Genomic DNA, 23,281 nt, shown 5'->3' with positions numbered 1-23,281 from the left:
CGGCAGAAGTTGCCGTCAGGTCTGACCGCAACTTCTGCCGACTCGACGGTTAGTAGCCGGGGAAGACGGCGCGGAGCTCGTCCAGCGTCACGTGGCCGCTCACGCTCACGCCCGCGTCGTACGGCGGACGCAGCCGGCCGCTGAGCAGCCGGATGACCGCCTCCTGCGGGCCGTCGAAGGCCGCCCCCGCGACCACCGGGCCGGTCGTGACGCTCACGGAGTCGCCGATCGCCAGGCCGCCGCCGGGGATGTCGACCGTGACCGGTCCGGAGACCTGGTCGGGCCGGCTGGAGAACGTGAGCATGAAGCCCAGGTCGCCCGCGATCAGCTCGAGCAGGATCGCCGCGGCCTCGGCGTCGAGGCGGGCGGCGGGATCGAGGGCGACCTTGACGTCCCAGGCGTGGTTCGCGACCTCGTTGAGCCGCATACCGACCGCCACCAGGAGCGGCACCGGTGCGGGCAGGAAGCCCATGTCGACGCTCAGGCCGGCCTGCTGCGGGGGCGTGAGCGACTCCAGCGTCGCGAGGTAGGCGGCGTCGTGCTCGACGTACGCACTCGCCTGCTCGCCGGGCTGCGAGCCGTCCCAGCGCGCCCACACCGTCTGGTTGTCCTCGTCGTCGTACGGGAGCCCGGCGGCCGCCGCGATCGGCTTGCGGCTGATCTCGGCGCCGCTGCCGAGGTGCGAGAGCACCTGGGCGACGGTCCACTCCGAGGCGCCGCTGGGACCGGCGAGCTGCTCTCCGGTCAGCGTCGGCACCAGCCGGGCGAGGTCGTCGTGGTGGGCACGCAGGGAGGCGATCGTCCGGTCGAGGAGGAGGCTCATGCGAGCGACGGTAGCGCCTTGCGGCTCTCCAGGACGCCGTCCGCGACGCCGTACGCCACGGCCTCGGCGGCGGTGAGGACCAGGTCGCGGTCGGTGTCCTCGCGCAGCCGGTCGAGGTCCTGGCCCGTGTGCCGAACCAGGATCTGCTCCATCTCCGAGCGGAGTCGGACGATCTCCTTGGCCTGCAGCGCCAGGTCGGGCAGCGTGCCCTGGCCGCCGCCGGACGGCTGGTGCAGCACCACCCGCGCGTGCGGGAGGACCATCCGCTGCCCCGGCTCCCCCGCGGCCAGCAGCACCGCCGCGGACGATCCCGCCTGCCCGATGCAGGTGGTGCCGACGGGCGAGCGGATGAACTGCATCGTGTCGTAGACCGCCAGCATCGCCGTCACCGAGCCGCCGGGGCTGTTGAGGTACAGGTTGATCGGCGACTCCGGGTTCTCCGACTCCAGGTGCAGCAGCTGGGCGATCACCACGTTGGCGACGCCGTCGTCGATCTCGGTGCCGATGTAGACGATCCGGTCGGTGAGCAGCCGGCTGTAGATGTCGACCGCCCGCTCGCCGCGCACGGTCTTCTCCACGACGCTGGGGATCGTGTACGTGCTCATCGCGCCAGCCCCATCCGGTTGGCCGGGTACGACGGCGTCACGTCGGCGACGTCGGCCAGGATCGCGTCGACGAAGCCGTAGTCCAGCGCCTCCTGCGCGGTGAACCACCGGTCGCGGAGCGCGTCACGCTCGACCTTCTCCACCGGCTGGCCGGTGTGCTCGGCGATCAGGCCGATCATCACGTTCTTCGTGTGCTCCAGGTTCTCGGCCTGGATCTCGATGTCGATCGCGGTGCCGCCGATCCCGGCCGACCCCTGGTGCAGCAGCACCCGGCTGTGCGGGAGGGCGAACCGCTTGCCCGGCGTACCGGCCGAGAGCAGGAACTGGCCCATGCTCGCCGCGAGACCCATCGCGAGCGTGCTGACGTCGTTGGGGATCAGCCGCATGGTGTCGTAGATCGCCAGCCCGGCCGAGACCGAGCCGCCGGGCGAGTTGATGTAGAGGCTGATGTCGCGGCGCGGGTCCTCCGCGGACAGGAGCAGCAGCTCGGCACAGAGCCGGTTGGCGATGTCGTCGTCGACCTGCTGGCCGAGCACGAGGATGCGCTGGTGGAGCAGCCGGTCGGCTGCGGAGGGCGTGAGCGTCGAGGTCATGCGCCCAGCGTGGTCCGGCGTACGACGGGTTCCCAGCGATTCCGCTCCCGGCGGTTCTGCTCCGGGCGGAGACGCCCCCTAGGCTCGGGGACGTGATCGAGCTCCGCACCCCGACCCAGATCGAGCAGATGCGCCCCGCCGGGCGCTTCGTGGCCGATGTCATCACCCGGCTCGCCGAGGTGGCCGACGTCGGGGTGAACCTGCTCGAGTTGGACGCCGTCGCCCACGAGATGATCCGCGAGCGCGGGGCCGAGTCCTGCTACCTCGACTACCACCCGTCCTTCGGTGCCTCGCCGTTCGGCAAGGTGCTGTGCACCTCGGTGAACGACGCGGTCCTGCACGGCCTGCCGCACGACTACGTGCTGCGCGACGGGGACCTGCTCAGCGTCGACTTCGCCGCGAGCGTCGACGGCTGGGTGTCCGACTCCGCGCTCAGCGTGGTCGTCGGCACCCCTCGCCAGGAGGACCTGGACCTGATCGCCACCACCGGACGCGCCCTGGACGCGGGCATCGCGGCGGCGACGGTCGGCAACAAGATCGGCGACATCTCGGCCGCCATCGCCGGCGTCGCCCGGGCGGCCGGCCTGCGGATCAACACCCAGTTCGGGGGTCACGGCGTCGGCCGCACGATGCACGGCGACCCGCACATCCCCAACGACGGCACGGCCGGCCGGGGCTTCAAGCTGAAGGCGGGCCTGGTGATCGCCATCGAGCCGTGGTTCCTGCACAGCACCGACGAGATCTACACCGACGCCGACGGCTGGACGCTGCGCAGCGGCGACGGCTCCCGCGGCGCCCACATGGAGCACACGGTGGCCATCACCCCGGACGGTCCGCTGGTGCTGACCGCCCGGGGCTGAGGGTTACGCGTACTTGACCTGCAGGTCCTTGATCCCGTTGACCCAGGAGTGGCGCAGCCGCGCCGGTTCGGCCAGGCGGGTGATGTCCGGCGCGTGGTCGGCGAGCGCGTCGAAGATGACCCGGATCTCCTGGCGGGCGAGGTTGGCGCCCAGGCAGTAGTGGTTGCCGTGGCCGCCGAAGCCCAGCTGGGGGTTGGGGTCGCGGAGGATGTTGAAGGTGAACGGGTCCTCGAAGACCGTCTCGTCGAAGTTCGCGCTGGAGTAGAACAGCGCGGCCCGCTGGCCCTTCTTGAACTGCACCCCGCCGAGCTCGACGTCGTTGAGCGCGGTGCGCTGGAAGACCGTCACCGGCGTGGCCCAGCGGACGACCTCGTCGATCATCGTGGCGGGCCGGTCGCGCTTCCAGATCTCCCACTGCTCGGGGTTCTCGAAGAAGGCGTTCATCCCGTGGGTGATCGCGTTGCGGGTGGTCTCGTTGCCGGCCACGGCCAGCAGGATCACGAAGTACCCGAACTCGTCGTCGGTGAGGCCGCGCTCGCCCTTGTGCGCGTTGATCAGCTTGGTGATCAGGTCGTCGCGCGGGTTGGCCTGCCGGTCGGCGGCGAGCAGCATCGAGTACCCGAGGATCTCGGCGGCGGCGATGTCCTGGTTGCCCGCGTAGTCGGGGTCCTCACCGGCGAGCATCTGGTTGGACCAGTCGAAGAGCTTGTGCCGGTCCTCCTGGGGTACGCCGATCAGGTCGGCGATCGCCTGGAGCGGGAGCTCGGCCGCGATCTCCTCGACGAAGTTGCCGGTGCCGCGCCCCACCGCGTCCTTCACGATGGAGTTGGCCCGCTGCACCATCGTCTCCTCGAGCTCGTTGATCGAGCGCGGGGTGAAGCCGCGGGAGACGATCTGCCGGGTGGTGGCGTGCTCGGGCGGGTCCTGGTTGATCAGGATCACCCGCTGCAGCTCGATCTGCTCCCGGCTCATCGCCTCGGGGAAGCGGATGATCGCGCCGTTCTCGGCCGTCGACCAGTTCTTGCTGTCCTTGGAGATGGCGGCGACGTCCTCGTGCCGGGTCACGGCGTAGTAGCCGGTGCCGGACTCCGGGGCGAAGCCGCTGCGCCAGGTCTCGTCCTGCTCGATCCAGACGATCGGCGCGTGCTGCCGGGCCGCCCGGAACTCGTCGTGCGGGATCGCCCGCTGGATCACGTCCGGGTCGGTGAAGTCGAACCCCTCGGGGAGGACGTCGGTGGTGGTCACGTCTGCTTCCTTTCGCTGCGGTGTCCGAGATGCCGGAGGTGCGTGCGTCACCGGTAGGCGACGCGGAGTTCCTTCACGCCGTTGAGCCAGCCGCTGCGCAGCCGGACCGGGTCGCCCAGCGGGCGGATGTCGGGGGCGAGGTCGGCGATCGCCTTGAAGATGAGGTCGACCTCCAGCTTCGCGAGGTTCGCCCCGATGCAGTAGTGCGCCCCGTGCCCGCCGAACGCCTGGTGCGGGTTCGGGTCGCGCATGATGTTGAAGGTGTGCGGGTCCTCGAACACGTCCTCGTCGAAGTTCGCGCTCGCGTAGAGCAGCCCGACGCGGTCGCCCTTCTTCACCGGTACGCCGCCGACCTCGACGTCGTTCAGCGCGGTGCGCTGGAAGACGGTCACCGGGGTGGCCCAGCGGATGATCTCGTCGACCGCCGTGGCCGGCCGCTCGCGGCGGTAGAGCTCCCACGCCGCGGGGTCGTGCATGAACGCGTGCATCCCCCAGGTGATCGCGTTGCGGGTGGTCTCGTTGCCGGCCACCGCGAGCAGGATCAGGAAGAAGCCGAACTCGTCGTCGGTGAGGCCGCGGCCGTCGACGTCGGCGGTGACCAGCTTGGTGATGATGTCGTCAGCGGGGTTCTTGCGGCGCTCGTCGGCGAGCGCCATGGAGTAGGCCAGGATCTCCATGAAGGCGATCATCTGGTCGCCCTCGACCTCGGGGTCGTCGTACGACATCATCTGGTTCGACCACTCGAAGAGCTTGCCGCGATCCTCCTGCGGCACCCCGAGCAGGTCGGCGATCGCCTGGAGCGGCAGCTCGGCGGCGACGTCCTCGACGAAGTTGCCCTCGCCCTTGGCCACCGCCTCCGCGACGATCGTGCGGGCGCGCTCCTCCAGACCGTCGTGCAGGGCGTTGATCGCGCGCGGCGTGAACGCCCGCGAGACGATCTGGCGCAGCTTGGTGTGGTCGGGAGCGTCGTGGTTGATCAGCAGGAAGCCGGTCTGCTCGCGCTCCTCCTTGGTCATCTCCGGCGCGAAGCGGATGATCACGCCGTTCTCCTGGGTGGAGAAGTTGGTCTGGTCCTTGGAGACCGCGGCGACCTCGGCGTGCTTGCTGAGCGCCCAGAACCCCTCGTGGTCGGGGAAGCCGCCGCGAGCGGCCTCGTCCTGGGCGACCCAGGAGACCGGCGCGGTACGGCGCAGGGCGAGCAGCTCCTCGTGGGGCACGCGCTCGCGCATCACGTCGGGATCCGTCGGATCGAAATCGAGCGGTACGGAGCTCGGCGTGGAGGCAGTGGTGGTCACCCTGACAGCCCTTCTGATCTGGAACAGGTTCTAGTGGTCCACGTTACATACTCTCGGTACGTCCTGCCAAGGAGACTTGTCGAGGAACGAGAACCTGTTCTACTTTCTGCGCCATGGGCACTCCTGTGATCGTCGACGCCGTCCGCACTCCCCTGGGCAAGCGCAAGGGCTGGCTCGCCGGCGTGCACCCCGCCGTGCTCCTCGGATTCGCCCAGTCGGAGGTGCTGCGCCGGGCCGGGGTCGACCCGGAGCTCGTCGACCAGGTGGTCGGCGGCTGCGTGACCCAGGCCGGGGAGCAGTCCAACGACATGGTCCGCCGCGCCTGGCTCCACGCCGGCCTCGCGCAGCGCACCGGCGCCACCGCCGTCGACGCCCAGTGCGGCTCCGGCCAGGTCTCCGCCCACCTGGTCCACGACATGATCGCCGGCGGGTCGATCGACGTGGGCATCGCCTGCGGGGTCGAGTCGATGTCCCGGATCCCCCTCGGCGCCAACGTGCCGGCCGGCATGGGCGACCCGCGTCCCGACGACTGGTCGATCGACATGCCGAACCAGTTCGAGGCGGCCGACCGGATCGCCCGCAACCGCGGCCTGACCCGGGCCGACCTGGACGCCTTCGGCCTCGCCTCGCAGCAGAAGGCGCGCGTCGCCGTCGACGAGGGCCGCTTCAAGCGCGAGATCGCGTCGATCGAGGCCCCCGTGCTCGACGAGCACGGCCAGCCGACCGGGGCGACCCGCACGGTCGACACCGACCAGGGCCTGCGGGACACCACGCTCGACGGACTCTCCGGCCTGCGCACGGTGCTCCCCGACGGCCTGCACACCGCGGGCACGTCCTCACAGATCTCCGACGGCGCCTCCGCCGTCCTGCTCATGGACTCCGACAAGGCCGACGCCCTCGGACTGAAGCCGCGGGCCCGGATCGTCACCCACTGCCTGGTCGGGTCGGACCCGTACTACCACCTCGACGGCCCCATCGACGCGACCACCCGCGTCCTCGAGCGCACCGGCATGGCCATCTCCGACTTCGACCTCTTCGAGGTCAACGAGGCCTTCGCCTCGGTCGTCCTGTCCTGGGCCGGCCAGCACGGGGTGGACCTGGACCGGGTCAACGTCAACGGCGGCGCCATCGCCCTCGGTCACCCCGTCGGCTCCACCGGCACCCGGCTGATCACCACCGCCCTGCACGAGCTCGAGCGCCGCGACGCCTCCACCGCACTCATCTCCATGTGCGCCGGCGGTGCGATGGCGACCGGGACGGTCATCGAGCGGATGTGAGGGCGCCCGACCAGGCGCCGGATGCCGGCTCAGGCCCCGTAGACCGGCTCCGGCGCCGGCGCCTTGGCGAGCAGGGCACGCAGCGCCGGCCCGACCTCCGGAGCGGACCAGCGGGCACCCAGGTCGTGGGCCGGACCGTGCGCCCAGCCGTTCTCGACCGTGATCTTGCCGCCCTCGATCTCAATGACCCGACCGGTGACGTCACCGGCCTCGACGGAGGCGAGCCAGGCCACGATCGGCGAGTTGTCCTCGGGCAGCGCCATGCCCGAGGTGTCGAAGGCGCCCTCGGTCATCCGGGTGCGGGCGACGGGGGCGATCGCGTTGACGGTGACGCCGTAGCGGCCCAGCTCCTGGGCGGCGACGAGCGTGAGCCCGGCGATCCCGGCCTTGGCGGCGGAGTAGGTCCCCTGGCCGACCGAGCCCTGCAGGCCGGCGCCGGACGAGGTGTTGACCACCCGGGCGGCGCGCTCGCGTCCCGCCTTCGACTCCGCGCGCCAGTAGGCGCCGGCGTGCCGGAGCGGGGCGAAGTGGCCCTTGAGGTGCACCCGGATGACGGCGTCCCACTCCTCCTCGGAGGTGTTGACCAGCATCCGGTCGCGCACGAACCCGGCGTTGTTGACCAGGATGTCGAGCCCGCCGAAGGCGTCGATCGCCTGCTGCACCATCGCGGCGGCCTGCTCGAAGTCGGCGACGTCGGCCGTGTTCACGACCGCCCGGCCGCCCGCGGCCTCGATCTCGCCCACGACCGACTCGGCGGGCGTCTCCCCCGTGTCCTCGCCGGCGAGCGAGACGCCGTAGTCGTTGACGACCACGGCCGCGCCCTGGGCGGCCAGCTCGAGCGCGTGCGCCCGGCCGATCCCGCGGCCCGCACCGGTCACGATCGCGACGCGACCCTCGAGGAGCTTGCTCATGAGTTTCCTTCCGAACCGACCAGGAGGCGGGCGAGTGCCCCGCCGCGGGCAACGCCACCACGTTTCGCCGCTCCCCGGGTAGCCCCGTCCGACGGAGCGGGACGCTTCGCCCGATCCCGCTCACCTGGACTCGGACGGCCCGTCCCCGCGGCGCGGCGTACCTTGCCCGGGCTCGCACCCGGCGCATCGCCCGTGACTGGGCACCACCATCCTTCGCACTTTTCAGAGCACTCGACATGCTGCACGTAAACCAAGCAAATGTTAGGTTGGGACCTATGGCGATCACCTCCGAGCTGCGGGACGACGGCATTCGCGTCGTGACCATGGCGCACCCCCCGGTCAACGCGCTCACCGTCCAGGGCTGGTTCGACGTCGCCGCGGCGATGGACGAGGCCTCCCGGGACATGGCGACCAAGGTGGTCGTGCTGCGGGCCGAGGGCCGCGGCTTCAACGCCGGCGTCGACATCAAGGAGATGCAGAACACCACGGGCTTCGACGCGCTGATGGGCGCCAACAAGGGCTGCTACGCCGCCTTCAAGGCGATCTACGAGTGCGCGGTGCCGGTGGTCGCGGCCGTCAACGGCTTCTGCCTCGGCGGCGGGGTCGGCCTGGTCGGCAACGCCGACTGCGTGGTCGCCAGCGACGACGCCTTCTTCGGCGTCCCCGAGGTCAACCAGGGCGCGCTCGGCGCGGCCACGCACATGGCCCGCCTGGTCCCCCAGCACCTGATGCGCACGCTGTACTTCACCGCCCGCACCATCAAGGCCAGCGAGCTCGTCCAGCACGGCAGCGTCCTGGAGGTGGTCCCCCGCGACCAGCTCGACGACGCCGCCCTGAAGGTCGCCGGCGAGATCGCCGCCAAGGACACCCGGGTGATCCGCGCCGCCAAGGAGGCGCTGAACGGGATCGACCCGATCGACGTGAACAAGAGCTACCGCTTCGAGCAGGGCTTCACCTTCGAGCTCAACCTCTCGGGCGTGAGCGACGAGCTGCGGGACGCCTTCGCGGGCACCCACAAGGCTGGGGAGAGGACCCACCAGTGAGCACCGGACCACGCGACAAGCAGATGACCATCGCCGAGGTCGTCGGCTCCCTCGAGAGCGGCATGACCATCGGCATCGGCGGCTGGGGCCCGCGGCGCAAGCCGATGGCGCTGGTGCGGGCGATCCTGCGCAGCGACCTCACCGACCTGACCCTGGTGACCTGGGGCGGCGCCGACGTCGGCCTGCTGACCCGGGCGGGCAAGGTGCGCAAGCTCGTCTACGCCTTCGTCTCCCTCGACTCCGTGCCGCTGGAGCCGAACTTCCAGAAGGCGCGCCAGGAGGGCACCATCCCCGAGATCGTCGAGCTCGACGAGGGGATGTTCCAGACCGGCCTGCGCGCGGCGGCCCAGCGGCTGCCGTTCCTGCCGATGCGCACGGGTCTGGGCTCCGACATCCTCGTCAACAACCCCGACCTGAGGACCGTCACCAGCCCGTACGACGAGGGTCACGGTCACGAGGAGCTGGTCGCGGTCCCCGCCCTCCGGCTCGACGTCGCGCTGGTGCACCTCAACCGCGCCGACCGGCACGGCAACGCGTCGTACCTCGGACCGGACCCGTACTTCGACGACCTCTTCGCGATGGCCGCTGACAAGACGTACCTCAGCGTCGAGCAGATCGTCGACACCGCCGGGCTGACCGTCGACACCCCGGTGCAGCGGCTGCTGCTCAGCCGGATGCTGGTCGACGGGGTCGTGGAGACCCCGAACGGCGCGCACTTCACCACCTGTACGCCCGACTACGAGCGTGACGAGAAGTTCCAGCGGGCCTACGTGAAGGCCGCGTCGGGCACCGACGAGGACTGGGCGGAGTTCAGCGCCCGCTTCCTCGACGGTGACGAGGAGTCCTACCAGGCCGCGGTCGCGGCCTTCGCCCAGGAGGCCGGCAAGTGAGCGACGTGACCCGAGCAGACGTGTGCGCCGCAGCGATCGCGGACGCGTTCAAGGACGACGGCGAGATCTTCGGCAGCCCGATGGGGCTGCTGCCGATGCTGGGGGTGCGGCTGGCCAAGCTGACCAGCAACCCCGACCTGGTGATCTCCGACGGTGAGTCGCTGTTCCTCGCGGGCGTCCCGCCGCTGTTCGCCAAGGCGGACGTGGTCGAGGGCTGGATCCCGTTCCGCAAGGTCTTCGACGTCGTCGCCCACGGCCGGCGGCACGTGATGATGGGCGCGACCCAGGTCGACCGCCACGGCAACCAGAACATCTCGGCGATCGGCGACTTCGCGAAGCCGACGCGGCAGCTGCTCGGCTCGCGCGGCGCCCCCGGCAACACGGTGAACAACCGGACGTCGTACTGGGTCCCCCGGCACTCCCCGCGCGTCTTCGTCGAGCGGGTGGACGTCGTCTCCGGCGTCGGTCCCGCGCTGGCCAAGGAGGCGGGCCCCGCGGCGACCCGCTTCAACGACATCCACCGGGTGGTCAGCAACCTCGGGGTGTTCGACATCGGCGGTCCCGGCGACACGATGCGGCTGCTGAGCGTGCACCCCGGGGTCACGGTCGACGAGGTCCGCGAGGCCACCGGGTTCACCCTCGACGTGCCGGCCGACGTGCCGACGACGCGGGAGCCGACCCTGGAGGAGCTGATCCTCATCCGCGAGGTGCTGGACCCGAAGGGCCTGCGCTTCAAGGAGGTCCCGGAGCCGGAGGCCGCGTCGTGATCGACCAGCTGCTCCGCACGCCCCTGACCGAACTGGTCGGGATCCGGCACCCCGTCGTCCAGACCGGCATGGGCTGGGTCGCCGGTCCCCGGCTCGTCAGCGGTACGGCGAACGCCGGCGGCCTCGGCATCCTGGCCAGCGCCACCATGACCATCGACGAGCTCGAGAAGGCGATCGTCGAGGTCAAGGGCCGCACCGACCGGCCGTTCGGCGTCAACCTGCGCGCCGACGCCGGCGACGCCCAGGCCCGCTGCCAGCTGCTGATCGACCACGGCGTGAAGGTGGCGTCGTTCGCGCTGGCTCCGAAGCCGGAGCTCATCGCGCGCCTGAAGGAGCACGACATCGTCGTGATCCCGTCGGTCGGCGCCCCCAAGCACGCGGTCAAGGTCGCCTCCTGGGGCGCCGACGCCGTGATGATCCAGGGCGGCGAGGGCGGCGGGCACACCGGCGCCGTGCCGACCACGCTGCTGCTGCCGACGGTGCTCGACAGCCTGAGAAGTGTGGGGAGTGAGATTCCCGTCATCGCCGCCGGCGGATTCTTCGACGGCCGTGGCCTCGCGGCCGCCCTGTCGTACGGCGCCGCCGGCATCGGCATGGGCACCCGCTTCCTGCTGACCCGCGACTCGGCCGTTCCGGACGCGGTCAAGGAGCTGTACCTCACCTACGGCCTCGACGGCACCGTGGTCACGGCGAAGGTGGACGGGATGCCGCACCGGATGCTGCGCACCCGGCTGGTCGAGGAGATCGAGGAGACCAGCGCGGTCAAGCGGCTCGGGCCGACCCTGCGCCGGACCCTGGAGTTCAAGCGGTCCAGCGGCATGTCCTGGCTCGAGCTGGCCAAGGACGGCCGGGAGATGAAGAAGAGCCAGGGCCGCTCGCTGGCCCAGATGGCCCTCGCCGCCAACACCCCGACGATGCTCAAGTCCGGCCTGGTCGACGGCGACACCAGCGCGGGCGTCCTCGCCTCCGGCCAGGTCGTCGGCGTGCTCGACGACCTGCCGAGCTGCGAGGAGCTGATCGACCGCGTCGTCACGAGAGCCGTCGAGGAGCTGCGCCGCGGGGCGTCGTACCTGATCTAGGTCGAGGTCTAGATCGAGCCCTGGAAGACCAGGCCCCGGCCGACGACCCGGTAGCCGAGCCGCTCGTTGACGTCGATCATCCGCGCGTTGGACTCCGCGTTCCACGTGTCGATCGTCTCGACCTGCGGCTCGGCCTCGGCCAGCCAGCGCAGCATGTCGGTCTTCAGGAGCTGCCCGAGCCGGTGCCCGCGGTGGGCCGCGACCACCGACGTGTCGTGCTGCTCCGCGAGCGCCGGGCGCTCACCCTCGACCGCGACCACGGACTGGCCGGCGAGCTCTCCGTCCGCACGGCGTCGGGCCACGAGGCGGTACATCCGGTGCCCGCGCGCGGCCTGGGCGGCGTCGTACGCCGCGATCCGCTCGGGTGGGAAGACGCTGTCCTCGATGTCGAGGTCGTCGGTCGGGGCGTCGTTGATCGCCGCGGTCATCACCGCGAGTGCCGGGAGCAGGTCGGGCGGGCTGCAGCCGGCGATCCGGAGCAGCTCGTAGTCGCCCGCGTGCGCGAGCGCTTCGGCGTGCGCGGCGGCCAGCACGTCGCGGTCGAGGTCGGCGAGCCACTGGCGGCGGTTGACCTCGACCGACTTCTGCTCGAGCCCGTGGCGGGTCGCGAACGCGACCGCTGCCCGGGACTCCCACCCCCCGATCCCCAGCGACGTGCGGCCCTCAGCTCGTGCCCGGTCACGGAGGGCAGCGAGCACGGCACTGCCGTACCCCCGTCGTCGGTGGCCGGGAGCGACGTTCACCTCCACCCAGGCGACGTGTCGGTTGTCGTACTCGCTGACGGCGTACTCCCCCGCCGCCACCGGCGATCCGCCCACGCGCCCGACGAACCCGACCGACGGCTCGCCGTCCCAACCATGGGTGAGCTGGCCGACCGCCTCGTGCGGCGTCAGCGGGTGCTCCCAGGGCGAGTCGGCGGCGCGGACGGCGTTCGTGACCGTCACGTAGTCGTCGACCGCGGCCGCGTCGCCGGGGTCGACCTGGTCCAGGATCATCCGTCGAGCATGCGCCCCGCACCCCGGTCGCCGCATCCGTTTTCCGGTCGTCTCCGGGGGTGGGCGGATGCCGTTCCGCGGCCCGGTGCGGCGTAGGCTCGGGGCATGACTCAGCAGCAGGCGCCGCGCCGTCGCCGGCACCTGATGGACCCCGACAACCCTCGTCCGGCTCCGCCGCCGCCCGGCAGCAAGGCCATCGAGGGCGTGCAGAAGTGGGTCCTGTCGGTGCTCCTCGCCACCACGATCCTGCACCTCTCCGCGGGACTCGTGGTCTCGGCCGCGTTCGTCAACGAGAACAACGACCCGGCCCGGATCGGGCTCAACGTGATCGCCGGCGCCTTCGGCGTGATCGCCGTGGCGGTCGCGCTGATCATCCACCGCCGACCGATCGCGACGCCCTGGCTGCTGCTCGGGCTGATCCCCACCGTGGTCGGCCTCTACATCTGCTACGGCTGAGCCTGCTCCGGCGCCAGCGCCCGGCGCAGCGCGTCGACGAGCTCCGCGTCCATCCGCTTGACCACGGCCGCCTCCCGCGCGATGGCCGACCCGTGCACGGTTCCCGGGAACGAGTGCAGCTCGACCGAGACCCCGGCCTGCAACAGCCGCAGGGCGTACCCGATGCCCTCGTCACGCAGCGGGTCCAGCTCACAGGTGACGACGTACGCCGGCGGGAGCCCGCTGAGGTCCTCGGCGCGGGCGGGGGCGGCGTACCGGTCGGCCTCCCCGGAGCCGAGGTAGTACTGCCAGGACAGCGCCGCCTGCGGCCGGCTCCACATGGGCGTGGCGGTGAAGGTCCGCATCGACGGGGTGTCGAGCCGGTCGTCGAGCTCGGGGATGCCGAGCGCCTGGAAGCACAGCGCGGGCCCGCCCCGGTCCCGGGCGAGCAGCGCGGTCGCCGCGGCCAGACCACCCCCGGCGCTCTGACCGTGGACGGCGACCCGCGCGGCGTCGACGTCGTCGCGGGCGGCGAGCAGCTGGAGCGCGGCGTAGCAGTCGTCCAGCCCGGCGGGGTACGGGTGCTCGGGCGCCAGCCGGTAGTCGACGCTGGCCACGACCGCCCCGAGGGTGTGGCACAGCTCGACCGCCAGCCCGTGCTCCAGCTCCAGACCACCGAGGCAGAAGCCGCCGCCGTGCAGGTACAGCAGACCGGGGAGCTCGCCCGTCGCGCGCCGGGGGCGGTAGAACCGCACCCGCGCCGCCTCACCGATGGGCTGCTCGCTGGTCTCGACCAGCTCCTCACCCGGGACCGGCCCCTCGGGCACGAAGCCGTCGAGCATCGCGCGGGCGCCCGCGAGGTCGGCCAGCGACTCCGTCATGTCCGGCAGCAGCGCGACGATGCCCGCCAGGTCCGGGTCGAGGGTCGGGAAGTCGGCGGGGTCCATGGGTCTCCTCGGGTGGCTCAGGTCAGGGCAGGGACGAGGTAGGTCTGCAGGTAGTCGCGCACCGACGCGCGGTCGTCGACGTCGACGGCCACGCCCGGGACCGCGACCAGCGAGATGACGACGCGCAGGATCCACTCGGCGGCGCCCGCGAGGTCGAGGTCGGCACGGACCTCGCCGGTCTCCCGGGCCAGCTCCAGGTGGTGCTCCCAGAAGCCCGCGAGGCCCGGGACGATGTCGTCGGTGAAGGTGCCCATGACCGACGCGAACGCATCCGGCTCGCGCTCCCTCAGCTCCAGGGCCAGCGGCCCGAGCGGCGAGTCGCGCGACATCACGACGGCCTCGGCCACCTTGGCGGCCATCCCGTCGGCGCTGCCCACCCGCTCGTGGGCCTCGGCCCAGAACGCCTCGTCCCGGCGGATCAGGGCGGCAGAGAGCAGGGTCGCCTTGTCGGGGAAGTGCTTGTAGAGCCCGGCCCGCGACACGCCCGCCACCTCCGCGACGCCTGCGGCCGTCGTACGCCGGATGCCGTCGCGGCGCAGGCACTCCTCAGCCGCGTCGAGCAGCCGGTCCCTGGTGCTCCGGCTCATCGCAGCACGAAGTCGGCCAGGTCGGCCGTGCGGGTCCAGGCCCAGAAGTCCACGATCCGCCAGGGGCTCAGCACGTGCACCTCGCCGTCGTCGTTCGTGTAGTAGTTGTGCTCGATGTGCGGCGAGGCCCAGACGGTGGCGCGCAGCTCGGCCTGGCAGCGGTCGTACCACTCGTCGTACCGCTCCCGGCGCGGCTCCAGCGAGCGCAGCCCGCCGTCGGCGAGCGCGGTCAGGCACTGCACGACGTAGCGGACCTCCATCTCGGAGTTGATGATCAGGCTGCCGCCGCTGGCGAGGTTGGTGCCCGGCCCGTAGAGGCAGAAGAAGTTGGGGAATCCGGGCACCGTCATGCCGAGGTAGGCACGGGGACGGCTGCCCCAGTGCTCCCGCAGGTCGATCCCGTCGCGGCCCGTGATCCGCATCGGCAGCAGGAAGTCGTTCGCCCGGAAGCCGGTGGCCCAGACGAGTACGTCGGCCCGGTGGAACCGGCCCTCGGAGTCGACGACGCCGTCCGGCTCCAGCCGCTCGACCCCGGCGCGGACCAGCTCGACGTCGCTGCGCTGCAGGGTGCGCAGCCAGCTGCCGTTGTCCTGCAGCGTGCGCTTGCCGGTGGGTGGGTAGTCGGGCAGCACCTTCGCCAACAGCTCGGGATCGTCGGGGACCTGACTCTCGATCCAGTCGGTGAACATCATCCGGGCGAGGTCGTTGGCCTCGCTGACCGAGCGCTCCTGCGGCTCCCACCCGGGGTCGACCCGCGCCGCGACGAGGCCGGTGTCGCAGCCGGGGTAGAAGATCAGGAAGCGGTACCAGCGTGCGTAGAACGGCAGGTGCCGCAGCGCCCAGCGCACCCCCGGCCCGACCTCGGCGTGGTAGTTCGGGTTCGGGAACATCCACTGCGCGCTGCGTTGGAGGACGGTGAGGCGGCCGACCTGCTCGGCGATCGCCGGAGCCACCTGGAAGCCGGTGGCGCCCGCACCGACCATCACCACGTCCTTGCCGGCGAGGTCGACGTCGTGGTTCCAGCGCGCCGTGTGGAACGAGGGACCGTCGAACCGCCCGGGTACGTCGGGCACCGCCGGGCGGTTGAGCATGCCGACCGCGGAGATCACGGCACGCGCCGTCAGCGTCTCGCCGGTGTCGAGCGCGACCGACCAGGTGCCGGACGCGTCGTCCCAGGTCGCGCCCGTGACCTCGGTCGACCAGCGGACGTGGCGGCCCACGTCGTACTTCTCGAGGACGCGCTGGAAGTAGCCCTGCAGCTCGGGCTGGCGGGAGAAGAACTCCGTCCAGTGGTCCGAGCCCTCGAACGAGTAGCAGTAGAAGTGGTTGCCGACGTCGACCCGGGCGCCCGGGTAGGTGTTCTCCCACCAGGTCCCGCCGACGCCGGGGTTCTTCTCGACCACGGTGTAGGGGAACCCGGCCTCCTGCAGCCGGATGGCCGCGAGCAGGCCGGACATGCCGCAGCCGATGACCACCACGGGCAGGTCGGCGGCCGTGGACGGATCGGCGGGCCGGGTCGCGGCACGCTCGTCGGCACCGTCGAGCTCCATCTCCTCCAGCAGCATCGGGACGTACTCCGCGCCCACGTCCTCACAGGCGACCCAGTCCATCATCCGCTTCAGCAGCTCCGGGCCGACCGGCTCGGGCTCGGGGCAGCCGCGGTCGCGCCAGTCGCGGATCACCGTGAGGGCGAAGGCCCGGGCCTCGGCCTGCGCCTCGGGCGCCATGAAGCCCTGGACCTCGTTGAGGAACAGGCCCTGGGGGCGCAGCGGCCCGGTGAGGATCCGCTCGCGGACGGCGGGATCGTCGCTCATGTGCACGCACGAGAGGAGCAGCGTGGGCACCGAGACGTCCTCGAGCGCGGCGGCGATCGCCTCGTCGCTCATCTCCTCGACCGTGAACCGCCGGCCGGCGTGGGGATTCCGCATGCGGCATTGGTACACACTTGTGCGGATCTGTCTACCGCCCCTAGCGTCCGGCCATGCGAACCGTCGTCATCGAGGGCCCGGGCTCCGTCACCGTCGAGACCCGCCCGGACCCGACCCTGCCCGGACCGGACGGCGCGATCGTCCAGGTCGAAGCCACCTCCATCTGCGGGTCCGACCTGCACTTCTACGACGGGGACCTGCCCCTCTACCCGGTCGCGGTCGGTCACGAGGCCGTCGGCCGGGTCGTCGAGGTCGGACCCGACGTACGCCGGTACGCGGTCGGCGACCGGGTCCTGATCTCGTCGGTCGCCGGCTGCGGCGCCTGCGACAGGTGCGCACTGGGCGACCCGGTGACCTGCGTGCAGGGGGGCAAGGTCTTCGGCGCGGGCGAGCTGGGTGGGGCGCAGAGCGACCTGCTCGCGGTGCCGGCGGCCGACTTCCAGCTGCTCGCCGTCCCGGAGGGGATGAGCGACGAGGCCGCGCTGCTGCTGACCGACAACCTCGCCACGGGCTGGGCCGGCGCCCAGCGGGCCGACTTCGCGCCGGGCGCGACCGTGGTCGTGATCGGCCTGGGCGCGGTCGGGCAGTGCGCCGTCCGCGCGGCGTACGCCCTCGGTGCGGGGCAGGTGCTCGTGGCCGACCCGGTGGCCGGTCGCCGCGACCGGGCGGTCGCCGCGGGCGGGATCGCGATCGACAGCCCGACCGTCGAGGCCGTGCTCGAGGCGACGGGCGGCCGCGGGGCCGAGGCGGTCATCGACGCGGTCGCCCTCGACGCCACGCTCGACGACGCCTTCGGCGCCGTGCGCGCCGGCGGCACGGTCTCCGTGATCGGCGTGCACGACCTGGCGCCGTACCCGCTGCCGATCCTGGGGGAGCTCTTCCGCAGCGTGACCCTGCGGATGACGACCGCCCCGATCCAGGGCACCTGGCCCTCGCTCGTCCCACTCATCGGGAACGGGCGGATCGACACCACGGGGATCTTCACCCACGAGTTCGCGCTCACGGACGCCGCCGCGGCGTACGCCGCCGTCGCCGCCCGGACCGCCGACTGCGTGAAGGTCCTGATGCGTCCCTGAGGGTTTCCCGGGGATCGTTGCCGAACGTTCATCTCGCGTGGAGGACCCGTAACCAACCGGTGACCTCGTGGTCGATAGGTTCTGCCCATGACCGACATCGAGGTGACCGAGACCGCTCAGGCCGACACGACCTCCGAGGCCTTCCCCGAGGGCATGCTGGCCAACCCGACCCGCGTCCGGATCTGACCCTCTGCGCGACCCGTCACTTTCTCGGCGGTTCTCGCGGCGTGTCGTCGCAGGGTTGACGGCTCGACCCGCGGTTTCGGCGTACCCGAATCTGGCCTATCCCCCCGCTCGGGCAGCCGCTAGGTTCCGCCCATGCGCTTCCTGATCCTCGGCGCCGGCTTCGGCGGCCTCGAGCTGGCCACGACCCTGTGCCGCGAGCTCGGCCCCGACGCCGACGTCGTGCTCGTCGACCGCGCCGACGGGTTCGTGTTCGGCTTCTCCAAGCTCGACGTGATGTTCGGCCGTGCGCCCGCCGAGCACGTCCGGCACTCGTACGACGACCTCGCGCGCCCCGGTCTGCGTTTCGTGCGAGCGACCGTCGAGTCGATCGACCCGGAGGCGAGACGGGTCGAGACCGATGCCGGCTCCTTCGAGGCCGACGTGCTGGTGGTCGCTCTGGGAGCCGACCTGCACCCCGACGCGACCCCGGGGCTGGTCGAGCACGGTCACGAGTTCTACACGGTGGACGGGGCGTTCGCCCTGCGGGACGTGCTCGCCGACTTCCCCGGCGGCGACGTGGTCGTCGCGGTCACCTCGACGCCGTTCAAGTGCCCGCCGGCGCCGAGCGAGACGGCGCTGCTCGTCCACGACCTGCTGCGGCGACGCGACCTGCGCGCGAGTTCGTCGGTCTCGCTGGTGATGCCGCTCGGCGTACCGATCCCGCCGTCGCCGGCCGCCTCGCAGGCACTGCTGCGCGAGTTCGCCGAGCGCGGGATCTCCTGGCGCCCCGGCGCTCTCGTCCGCTCCCTCGAGCCGGGCAGGGCGATCCTCGGGGACGGCTCGTCCCTGCCGTTCGACCTGTTCCTCGGCGTACCCGTCCACCGCGCGCCCGCCGTGGTCGTCGACGCCGGGCTCACCGAGGACGGCTGGATCCCCGTCGACCCGCTGACCCTGCGCACCCGCTTCGAGGACGTGTACGCCGTCGGCGACGTCACCAGCGTCGGCACCCCCAAGGCGGGCGTCTTCGCGGAGGGCCAGGCCGCGGTCGTGGCGGCGCAGCTCGTCGCGCGGGCCCGCGGCGCCGCCTCGGACGTGTCGTACGACGGCCGCGGGATCTGCTACCTGGAGTTCGGCGACGACCAGGTGGCCAAGGTGGACGTGACGTTCCTCAGCGGCCAGGCCCCCGCCGGTGACCTGGTCGGCCCCTCGCGCGAGCTCGCCGCCGACAAGGCCGACTTCGGCGCCTCGCGCATCGGTCGGTGGTTCGGCCGGGAGTGGAACCTCTGACCCGTCACTTTCTCGGCGTCTCTCGCGGCGTGTCGTCGCAGGATCGACGGGTCGGCGGCGTCCTGCTCAGGCCCGCGGCTGCGGGGTGTGCGGATGCTCTGGGTCGGCCGCGAAGATCCGCTCGTAGATGTCGTAGATCAACCCCGCCTTGCGGTTGTTGTAGAGCATCACGTCGGTGAAGCCCTCGCCCGCGAGCGAGCACTTCAGGTCGGAGTACGCCGCGAGGTCGTCGGCATGCCCGGTGAGCCAGTCGCGAAACGCCACGTGACGCCGCGGCTCGGCGGCGCCGGGGTTCCAGACGTGCAGGTTGGTCCGAGGGTCCGCGAGCCGGAGGCAACGGTGCTCGGGCTCGCGCACGGTCAACACGAACCCCGCGGCCGCCAGCGCAGGCAGGTAGTCCTCCTCGCGCTCGGTGTCGGCCACCGTGACGCTGACGTCGATGACCGGCTTCGCGTGCAGCCCGGGCACCGAGGTCGAGCCGATGTGGACGATCTCCTGCACGCGCTCCCCCAGCGCCTGCTCGACCAGCCGCCGGACCTCGTCGTACCGCGCCGGCCAGGCCGGGTCCGGCGGCACCACCTCGATCTGCTCCGGCACGTGGGCCCGCACCCGCGCCTGCGCGATCTCCTCCTCGCTCGGGACGTCGTACGGCCGCCAGAGGGGGTGGGTGTCCATGCCGGCGAGCCTAGTCGTGGCGCGACCCGTCACTTTCTCGGCGAGCGGGCCAGGGTCAGGAGGTGGTCCGGTACTTGCCCTGGAAGAACAGCAGGGGGTCGGTGGAGTCGGAGGTGGCCAGGTCGAGGACCCGTCCGATGACGACGTAGTGGTCGCCGGCCTCGTGGACGGCGTGGATGGTGCAGTCGACGTGGGCGAGGGTGCCGGCCAGGACCGGGGAGCCGGTGTTCTCGGACGGGGTCCAGTCGACGCCGGCGAACTTGTCGATGCCGCGGCTGGCCATCGTGTTGGACAGCTCGGCCTGCTCGGCGGCCAGGAAGTTCACGCAGAACCGTCCGGAGCGCTGGATCAGCGGCCAGGCGCGGGAGGTCTTCGCGGGGATGAACAGCACCAGCGGCGGGTCGAGGGACACGCTCGAGAACGACTGGCAGGTCATCCCGACGGGCTCGCCGCCGCTGATCGAGGTGACGACCGTGACGCCCGAGGCGAATCGGCCGAGCACGTCGCGGAAGCGCCGGGCGGCAGCCTGGGCCTCCGGGTCCTCGGCGACCTCGACGTCCTCGCCGGGGCGCAGCTCGAAGTCGTAGCCGGCGTCGCCGAGCCAGGAGCTGATCAGCTCCGGGCTGGGCCACGTCTCGCGCGCGTCCGGGGACATCCCGTCGGGGATGTCGGGGACGTCCGGGATCTCCGCGCTGGCCCCCGAGCTCACGGTCTCGACCCTCGCCATCCGTCCCTCCCCTACTGACCGCCGCCGAAGTCGTGACCCCAGTACGACACCGCGGTCGACTCGCGAGCCACCCACCGGGCGTCGTCGACGGTCATCCCCTCGGTGCCGAACTCCACGTCGAAGCCGCCGGGCGAGCGGACGTAGAACGACACCATCTCGTCGTTCATGTGCCGTCCGAGGGTCGCCGACAGGGGCGCGCCGTGCTTGCGGACCCGCTCCAGCGCCCGGCCGACGTCGTCGAGCCGGTCGACCTCCAGCATGATGTGGACGCACTTGGACGGGTTCGGCATCGGCAGGAACGCCAGCGAGTGGTGGCGCGGGTTCACCCCGAGGAACCGCAGCCAGATCTTCGAGCCGGGCTCCTTGCCGACGAACTCGCCGGGCATGCTCATCGAGTCGCGCAGCCGGAAGCCCAGGACGTCGGTGTAGAAGCGCAGCGCCTCCACGTCGTCGAGCACGGGCAGCACGATGTGGCCCATCCCCTGGTCGCCCGTCACGAAGGTCGCGGCGTACGGCGTCACGACGGGGCGGGACTCGTAGGTGATGCCGTGGAACAGCTCGAAGACGTTGTCCCACGGGTCGCGGAAGCGCACCAGCTCCTGCACCCGGCGCTCGTCGAGCTCCTCGCGGGTGCCTTGCTCGTAGGCGACGCCGGCCTTCTCCAGGTGCTCGCGCGCGTCCTGCAGCGCCCGGTGGTCGGCGAGCTCCCAGCCGACGCAGTCGAGCTGGTCGACGTCGGAGGGGACGACGACCAGGCGCGCCGACACCTCGTCGATGCGCCAGTACTGGTGCTCGGGGTTCGGACCGCGGCCCTTGGCCAGGCCGAGCACCTTCCCGGCGAAGGTGTCCCACTGCGTCAGGTCCGTGGAGGCGACCCGGACGTACCCCATGGACTTGATGTCGATCGTCACTGCGAAGCCTCCGGTGATCGAGCCTGTCGAGATTGGGTGTGGCGGGCCAGGAACGCGGTCGCGACCTCGGCGAACTCCTCCGCGGCCTCGATCTGTGCCCAGTGCCCACAATTCGGGAAGACGTGCAGGGACGCCTTCGGGATGAGCTTCAGCGCGACCATCGCCCCGTCGAGCGGGTTGACCCGGTCCTCGCGGCCCCAGGTCAGCAGCGTGTGCTTGCGCAGTCGGTGCGCCTCGCGCCAGAGCATGCCGTCCTCGGCGGTCTCCGGGTTCCAGAAGGACATGCCCATCGAGCGCATCGCCTCCTGCGCGCCGGGGGCCGTCGCGTCGGCGAACCGCTCCTCGACCAGCTCGTCGGTCACCAGCGACTGGTCGACGACCATCGTGGAGATGAACGCGCGCAGTGCTTCCCGGGTCGGGTTCGCCCCGAAGTCCATCAGCCGCTGCACGCCCTCGGTCGGGTCGGCGTGGAACAGGTTCAGCGAGAGCCCACCGGGCCCCATCAGGATCAGCCGCCCGACCCGGTCGGGATAGGTCAGGGCGAGGCGCATCGCCGTACCGCCGCCGAGGCTGTTACCGAGCAGGTGCACCCGCTCGATGCCGAGCTCGTCGAGCAGGGCGACGACGTGGTCGGCGGCGTGGCGGTAGAAGTTGCCGACCACCGCCGGCTTGTCGGACCCGCCGAAGCCGGGCTGGTCGACCAGCAGCGTCCGGAAATGCGACGCGAAGTGCGGCAGCGCCCGGCCGAAGTTGGACCACGCCGACGCGCCCGGCCCGCCGCCGTGCAGCATCACCAGCGGCAGCCCGCCGCCCGTGGGGCCGGACTCGCCGGCCTCGTAGTAGTTCAGGGTGATGTCGCGGGCCTTCGCGGACCGGCGCGTCGCCTCCTGGGAGAGGTCGGCCATCAGTACATCCCCGGGTCGACCTTGTGGCCGAACTCGTGGGCGCCGTACATCTGCAGCGCCCGCTCGGGGTCGTTGGCGGCGTGCACCCGGCCGGCGTGGGCGTCGCGCCAGGCCCGCTGCAGGTACGTGCCGGTGGCCAGTGCCCGACCGCCCGACGCCTCGAAGAGGACGTCGATCGCGTCGAGGGCGCGCTGGGAGCCGAGGACCTGGTCGCGGCGGACCTTCAGCCGCACGCCGAGCGGGATCTTCTCGCCACGGGCGACGTGGTCCATCTCCTCGCGGATGTTGTTGGTCAGCAGCGCCCAGGCGGCGTCGATCTCGGACGACGCCTTGGCGATCCGCACGGCGGCGAACGGGTCGAGCGACGCCTTCTCGCCGAGGTACGCCGCGCGCGTGCGCTTCTGCTGCATCTCCACGTGCTCGGCGTACGCGCCGCGGGCCATGCCGATGATCGGCGTGGTGATGGTCCCGGTGAAGATCGAGTGGAACGGCAGCTTGTAGAGGTCGGAGGTGTTCTGCTCCTGCCCGGGGCCGCGGCACTGGCCGGTCTCGCTCATCGACAGCGTGAACGCCTCGGGGATGAACACGTCGTCGACGACGATGTCGTTGGAGCCGGTGCCGGCGAGGCCGACGACGTTCCAGACGTCGACGATCGTGTACTTCTCGCGCGGGACCATGAACGTCTTGAAGTCGACGACCTGCCCCTCGGCGTTGAACACGAGGCCGCCGAGCAGCACCCATTGGCAGTGGTCGCAGCCGGAGGAGAAGCTCCACTTGCCCGAGAGCGTGTAGCCGCCGTCGGTCACGGTCGCCTTGCCGGTCGGGGCGTACGACGAGCTCAGCCGGGTCGAGGTGTCCTGGCCCCACACGGCCTGCTGGGCCTCGTCGGCGAACAGCGCGACCTGCCAGGGGTGCACGCCGACGACGCTCGAGACCCACCCCGTCGAGCCGCACGCCGAGGCGATGTCGCGCACCGCGGTGTAGAAGGTCACCGGGTCGGCCTCGAAGCCGTCGAAGCGCTTCGGCTGGAGCAGCCGGAAGAAGCCGGTGTCCTCGAGCTCCTTGATCGACGCCTCGGGCACCACGCGGAGGCGCTCGGCCTCGTCGGCGCGCTCCCGGAAGGTGGGAAGCAGGTCACGAACTCCGTCGAGAACAGCCTGGGACATGACATCTCCTGTCGTGGTGGGACAGGGGAATACTAGAACACGTTCTCGTTTTGGTGAAGCGGGCGCCCGGTCGAGGCCCGAACGCAGCT

Annotated in this window: 24 protein-coding genes; 9 read left to right on the top strand and 15 right to left on the bottom strand. The window is 71.6% G+C overall.

The genetic code is table 11. From position 1 onward, the window contains the following. Nucleotides 1-49 precede the first annotated feature (49 nt). The 3 genes from VMF51_RS05090 to VMF51_RS05080 are packed head-to-tail and all read right to left on the bottom strand — an operon-like array spanning nt 50 to nt 2,021. The gene (locus VMF51_RS05090; protein WP_325473320.1) at nt 50-823 is read right to left on the bottom strand and encodes a maleylpyruvate isomerase family mycothiol-dependent enzyme; all 774 of its coding nucleotides are present in this window, start codon (nt 821-823) and stop codon (nt 50-52) included. After that, nucleotides 820-1,428 carry an ATP-dependent Clp protease proteolytic subunit gene (locus tag VMF51_RS05085; protein WP_325473319.1) on the bottom strand — a complete coding sequence of 203 codons (609 nt, stop codon included), beginning with the start codon at nt 1,426-1,428 and terminating at the stop codon, nt 820-822. The genes VMF51_RS05090 and VMF51_RS05085 overlap by 4 nt, the downstream gene beginning before the upstream one ends. Beyond that, the gene (locus VMF51_RS05080) at nt 1,425-2,021 is read right to left on the bottom strand and encodes an ATP-dependent Clp protease proteolytic subunit (RefSeq protein WP_325473318.1); all 597 of its coding nucleotides are present in this window, start codon (nt 2,019-2,021) and stop codon (nt 1,425-1,427) included. Before VMF51_RS05080 ends, VMF51_RS05085 begins: the two co-directional genes overlap by 4 nt. Before the next feature lie 92 nt (nt 2,022-2,113). Between VMF51_RS05080 and map the strand changes: the two genes are divergently transcribed. Further along, nucleotides 2,114-2,881, top strand: coding sequence for a type I methionyl aminopeptidase (gene map, locus VMF51_RS05075; RefSeq protein ID WP_325473317.1), 768 nt, complete (start codon nt 2,114-2,116; stop codon nt 2,879-2,881). 3 nt (nt 2,882-2,884) lie between these two features. Here map and VMF51_RS05070 read toward each other — a convergent pair whose 3' ends face one another. Together VMF51_RS05070 and VMF51_RS05065 are read right to left on the bottom strand one after the other, a co-directional pair. After that, nucleotides 2,885-4,126 carry a cytochrome P450 gene (locus tag VMF51_RS05070; RefSeq protein ID WP_325473316.1) on the bottom strand — a complete coding sequence of 414 codons (1,242 nt, stop codon included), beginning with the start codon at nt 4,124-4,126 and terminating at the stop codon, nt 2,885-2,887. A gap of 47 nt (nt 4,127-4,173) precedes the next feature. Continuing rightward, nucleotides 4,174-5,355, bottom strand: coding sequence for a cytochrome P450 (locus tag VMF51_RS05065; RefSeq protein WP_325473322.1), 1,182 nt, complete (start codon nt 5,353-5,355; stop codon nt 4,174-4,176). Between the two features lie 179 nt (nt 5,356-5,534). Between VMF51_RS05065 and VMF51_RS05060 the strand changes: the two genes are divergently transcribed. After that, nucleotides 5,535-6,698, top strand: coding sequence for a steroid 3-ketoacyl-CoA thiolase (locus VMF51_RS05060; RefSeq protein ID WP_325473315.1), 1,164 nt, complete (start codon nt 5,535-5,537; stop codon nt 6,696-6,698). Nucleotides 6,699-6,727: 29 nt separating this feature from the next. Here VMF51_RS05060 and VMF51_RS05055 read toward each other — a convergent pair whose 3' ends face one another. After that, the gene (locus VMF51_RS05055) at nt 6,728-7,609 is read right to left on the bottom strand and encodes an SDR family oxidoreductase (protein ID WP_325473314.1); all 882 of its coding nucleotides are present in this window, start codon (nt 7,607-7,609) and stop codon (nt 6,728-6,730) included. A 275-nt stretch (nt 7,610-7,884) separates the two neighbouring features. Between VMF51_RS05055 and VMF51_RS05050 the strand changes: the two genes are divergently transcribed. The 4 genes from VMF51_RS05050 to VMF51_RS05035 are packed head-to-tail and all read left to right on the top strand — an operon-like array spanning nt 7,885 to nt 11,388. After that, on the top strand, nt 7,885-8,652 hold the full coding sequence (locus tag VMF51_RS05050; protein ID WP_325473313.1) for an enoyl-CoA hydratase family protein: 768 nt from the start codon (nt 7,885-7,887) through the stop codon (nt 8,650-8,652). Then, nucleotides 8,649-9,542 carry a CoA transferase subunit A gene (locus tag VMF51_RS05045; RefSeq protein ID WP_325473312.1) on the top strand — a complete coding sequence of 298 codons (894 nt, stop codon included), beginning with the start codon at nt 8,649-8,651 and terminating at the stop codon, nt 9,540-9,542. Before VMF51_RS05050 ends, VMF51_RS05045 begins: the two co-directional genes overlap by 4 nt. Continuing rightward, nucleotides 9,539-10,309: a CoA-transferase gene (locus tag VMF51_RS05040; RefSeq protein WP_325473311.1), complete on the top strand. Its 771-nt coding sequence runs from the start codon at nt 9,539-9,541 to the stop codon at nt 10,307-10,309. The genes VMF51_RS05045 and VMF51_RS05040 overlap by 4 nt, the downstream gene beginning before the upstream one ends. Beyond that, nucleotides 10,306-11,388 carry an NAD(P)H-dependent flavin oxidoreductase gene (locus VMF51_RS05035; protein WP_325473310.1) on the top strand — a complete coding sequence of 361 codons (1,083 nt, stop codon included), beginning with the start codon at nt 10,306-10,308 and terminating at the stop codon, nt 11,386-11,388. The genes VMF51_RS05040 and VMF51_RS05035 overlap by 4 nt, the downstream gene beginning before the upstream one ends. Before the next feature lie 8 nt (nt 11,389-11,396). On the opposite strand, the gene VMF51_RS05030 is transcribed toward VMF51_RS05035, so the two are convergent. After that, nucleotides 11,397-12,383: a GNAT family N-acetyltransferase gene (locus VMF51_RS05030; RefSeq protein ID WP_325473309.1), complete on the bottom strand. Its 987-nt coding sequence runs from the start codon at nt 12,381-12,383 to the stop codon at nt 11,397-11,399. 105 nt (nt 12,384-12,488) lie between these two features. Here VMF51_RS05030 and VMF51_RS05025 point away from each other — a divergent pair, with 105 nt between their 5' ends. Further along, on the top strand, nt 12,489-12,839 hold the full coding sequence (locus VMF51_RS05025; protein ID WP_325473308.1) for a hypothetical protein: 351 nt from the start codon (nt 12,489-12,491) through the stop codon (nt 12,837-12,839). Here VMF51_RS05025 and VMF51_RS05020 read toward each other — a convergent pair. Genes VMF51_RS05020 through VMF51_RS05010 form a run of 3 tightly spaced genes read right to left on the bottom strand, consistent with a single transcriptional unit; the run spans nt 12,830 to nt 16,280 of the window. Continuing rightward, the gene (locus tag VMF51_RS05020) at nt 12,830-13,765 is read right to left on the bottom strand and encodes an alpha/beta hydrolase (protein WP_325473307.1); all 936 of its coding nucleotides are present in this window, start codon (nt 13,763-13,765) and stop codon (nt 12,830-12,832) included. The two genes, VMF51_RS05025 and VMF51_RS05020, sit on opposite strands and share 10 nt — an antisense overlap. A 17-nt stretch (nt 13,766-13,782) precedes the next feature. Next, nucleotides 13,783-14,352, bottom strand: coding sequence for a TetR/AcrR family transcriptional regulator (locus VMF51_RS05015; RefSeq protein WP_325473306.1), 570 nt, complete (start codon nt 14,350-14,352; stop codon nt 13,783-13,785). Further along, on the bottom strand, nt 14,349-16,280 hold the full coding sequence (locus tag VMF51_RS05010) for an NAD(P)/FAD-dependent oxidoreductase (RefSeq protein ID WP_325473305.1): 1,932 nt from the start codon (nt 16,278-16,280) through the stop codon (nt 14,349-14,351). Before VMF51_RS05010 ends, VMF51_RS05015 begins: the two co-directional genes overlap by 4 nt. A gap of 53 nt (nt 16,281-16,333) precedes the next feature. Between VMF51_RS05010 and VMF51_RS05005 the strand changes: the two genes are divergently transcribed. Then, a complete protein-coding gene (locus VMF51_RS05005; RefSeq protein WP_325473304.1) occupies nt 16,334-17,356 on the top strand; it encodes an alcohol dehydrogenase catalytic domain-containing protein in 1,023 nt (340 codons plus the stop codon). A gap of 318 nt (nt 17,357-17,674) precedes the next feature. After that, complete coding sequence (locus VMF51_RS05000) at nt 17,675-18,808, top strand: NAD(P)/FAD-dependent oxidoreductase (RefSeq protein WP_325473303.1); 1,134 nt, start codon at nt 17,675-17,677, stop codon at nt 18,806-18,808. 66 nt (nt 18,809-18,874) lie between these two features. Here VMF51_RS05000 and VMF51_RS04995 read toward each other — a convergent pair whose 3' ends face one another. The 5 genes from VMF51_RS04995 to hsaA are packed head-to-tail and all read right to left on the bottom strand — an operon-like array spanning nt 18,875 to nt 23,192. Beyond that, nucleotides 18,875-19,483 (bottom strand): GrpB family protein, encoded by a 609-nt coding sequence (locus VMF51_RS04995; RefSeq protein WP_325473302.1) that lies wholly within the window; start codon nt 19,481-19,483, stop codon nt 18,875-18,877. Nucleotides 19,484-19,538: 55 nt separating this feature from the next. Then, a complete protein-coding gene (locus VMF51_RS04990) occupies nt 19,539-20,210 on the bottom strand; it encodes a flavin reductase family protein (RefSeq protein WP_325473301.1) in 672 nt (223 codons plus the stop codon). An 11-nt stretch (nt 20,211-20,221) separates the two neighbouring features. Beyond that, entirely contained in the window at nt 20,222-21,121 is a 900-nt protein-coding gene (gene hsaC, locus VMF51_RS04985) for an iron-dependent extradiol dioxygenase HsaC (protein WP_325473300.1), read from the bottom strand. Further along, on the bottom strand, nt 21,118-22,026 hold the full coding sequence (hsaD, locus tag VMF51_RS04980; protein WP_325473299.1) for a 4,5:9,10-diseco-3-hydroxy-5,9,17-trioxoandrosta-1(10),2-diene-4-oate hydrolase: 909 nt from the start codon (nt 22,024-22,026) through the stop codon (nt 21,118-21,120). Before hsaD ends, hsaC begins: the two co-directional genes overlap by 4 nt. Continuing rightward, entirely contained in the window at nt 22,026-23,192 is a 1,167-nt protein-coding gene (gene hsaA, locus VMF51_RS04975; protein ID WP_325473298.1) for a 3-hydroxy-9,10-secoandrosta-1,3,5(10)-triene-9,17-dione monooxygenase oxygenase subunit, read from the bottom strand. Before hsaA ends, hsaD begins: the two co-directional genes overlap by 1 nt. Between the last annotated feature and the right edge of the window lie 89 nt (nt 23,193-23,281).

Origin of the sequence: Nocardioides sp. (assembly GCF_035503875.1) — a bacterium.
GTDB lineage: Bacteria > Actinomycetota > Actinomycetes > Propionibacteriales > Nocardioidaceae > Nocardioides.
This window is presented reverse-complemented; position numbering and strand designations above follow the sequence as displayed.

Excerpts from the sequence above, each read along its gene's own strand:
- VMF51_RS05020 (WP_325473307.1), bottom strand. The coding sequence starts at position 13,765 with ATGGACCCCGCCGACTTCCCGACCCTCGACCCGGACCTGGCGGGCATC.
- VMF51_RS04995 (WP_325473302.1), bottom strand. The coding sequence starts at position 19,483 with ATGGACACCCACCCCCTCTGGCGGCCGTACGACGTCCCGAGCGAGGAG.
- VMF51_RS05005 (WP_325473304.1), top strand. The coding sequence starts at position 16,334 with ATGCGAACCGTCGTCATCGAGGGCCCGGGCTCCGTCACCGTCGAGACC.
- VMF51_RS05010 (WP_325473305.1), bottom strand. The coding sequence starts at position 16,280 with ATGCGGAATCCCCACGCCGGCCGGCGGTTCACGGTCGAGGAGATGAGC.
- hsaA (WP_325473298.1), bottom strand. The coding sequence starts at position 23,192 with ATGTCCCAGGCTGTTCTCGACGGAGTTCGTGACCTGCTTCCCACCTTC.
- VMF51_RS04990 (WP_325473301.1), bottom strand. The coding sequence starts at position 20,210 with ATGGCGAGGGTCGAGACCGTGAGCTCGGGGGCCAGCGCGGAGATCCCG.
- VMF51_RS05065 (WP_325473322.1), bottom strand. The coding sequence starts at position 5,355 with ATGCGCGAGCGCGTGCCCCACGAGGAGCTGCTCGCCCTGCGCCGTACC.
- VMF51_RS05050 (WP_325473313.1), top strand. The coding sequence starts at position 7,885 with ATGGCGATCACCTCCGAGCTGCGGGACGACGGCATTCGCGTCGTGACC.
- VMF51_RS05025 (WP_325473308.1), top strand. The coding sequence starts at position 12,489 with ATGACTCAGCAGCAGGCGCCGCGCCGTCGCCGGCACCTGATGGACCCC.
- VMF51_RS05085 (WP_325473319.1), bottom strand. The coding sequence starts at position 1,428 with ATGAGCACGTACACGATCCCCAGCGTCGTGGAGAAGACCGTGCGCGGC.
- VMF51_RS05015 (WP_325473306.1), bottom strand. The coding sequence starts at position 14,352 with ATGAGCCGGAGCACCAGGGACCGGCTGCTCGACGCGGCTGAGGAGTGC.
- VMF51_RS05090 (WP_325473320.1), bottom strand. The coding sequence starts at position 823 with ATGAGCCTCCTCCTCGACCGGACGATCGCCTCCCTGCGTGCCCACCAC.
- VMF51_RS05080 (WP_325473318.1), bottom strand. The coding sequence starts at position 2,021 with ATGACCTCGACGCTCACGCCCTCCGCAGCCGACCGGCTGCTCCACCAG.
- VMF51_RS05055 (WP_325473314.1), bottom strand. The coding sequence starts at position 7,609 with ATGAGCAAGCTCCTCGAGGGTCGCGTCGCGATCGTGACCGGTGCGGGC.
- VMF51_RS05060 (WP_325473315.1), top strand. The coding sequence starts at position 5,535 with ATGGGCACTCCTGTGATCGTCGACGCCGTCCGCACTCCCCTGGGCAAG.
- VMF51_RS05030 (WP_325473309.1), bottom strand. The coding sequence starts at position 12,383 with ATGATCCTGGACCAGGTCGACCCCGGCGACGCGGCCGCGGTCGACGAC.
- hsaD (WP_325473299.1), bottom strand. The coding sequence starts at position 22,026 with ATGGCCGACCTCTCCCAGGAGGCGACGCGCCGGTCCGCGAAGGCCCGC.
- VMF51_RS05000 (WP_325473303.1), top strand. The coding sequence starts at position 17,675 with ATGCGCTTCCTGATCCTCGGCGCCGGCTTCGGCGGCCTCGAGCTGGCC.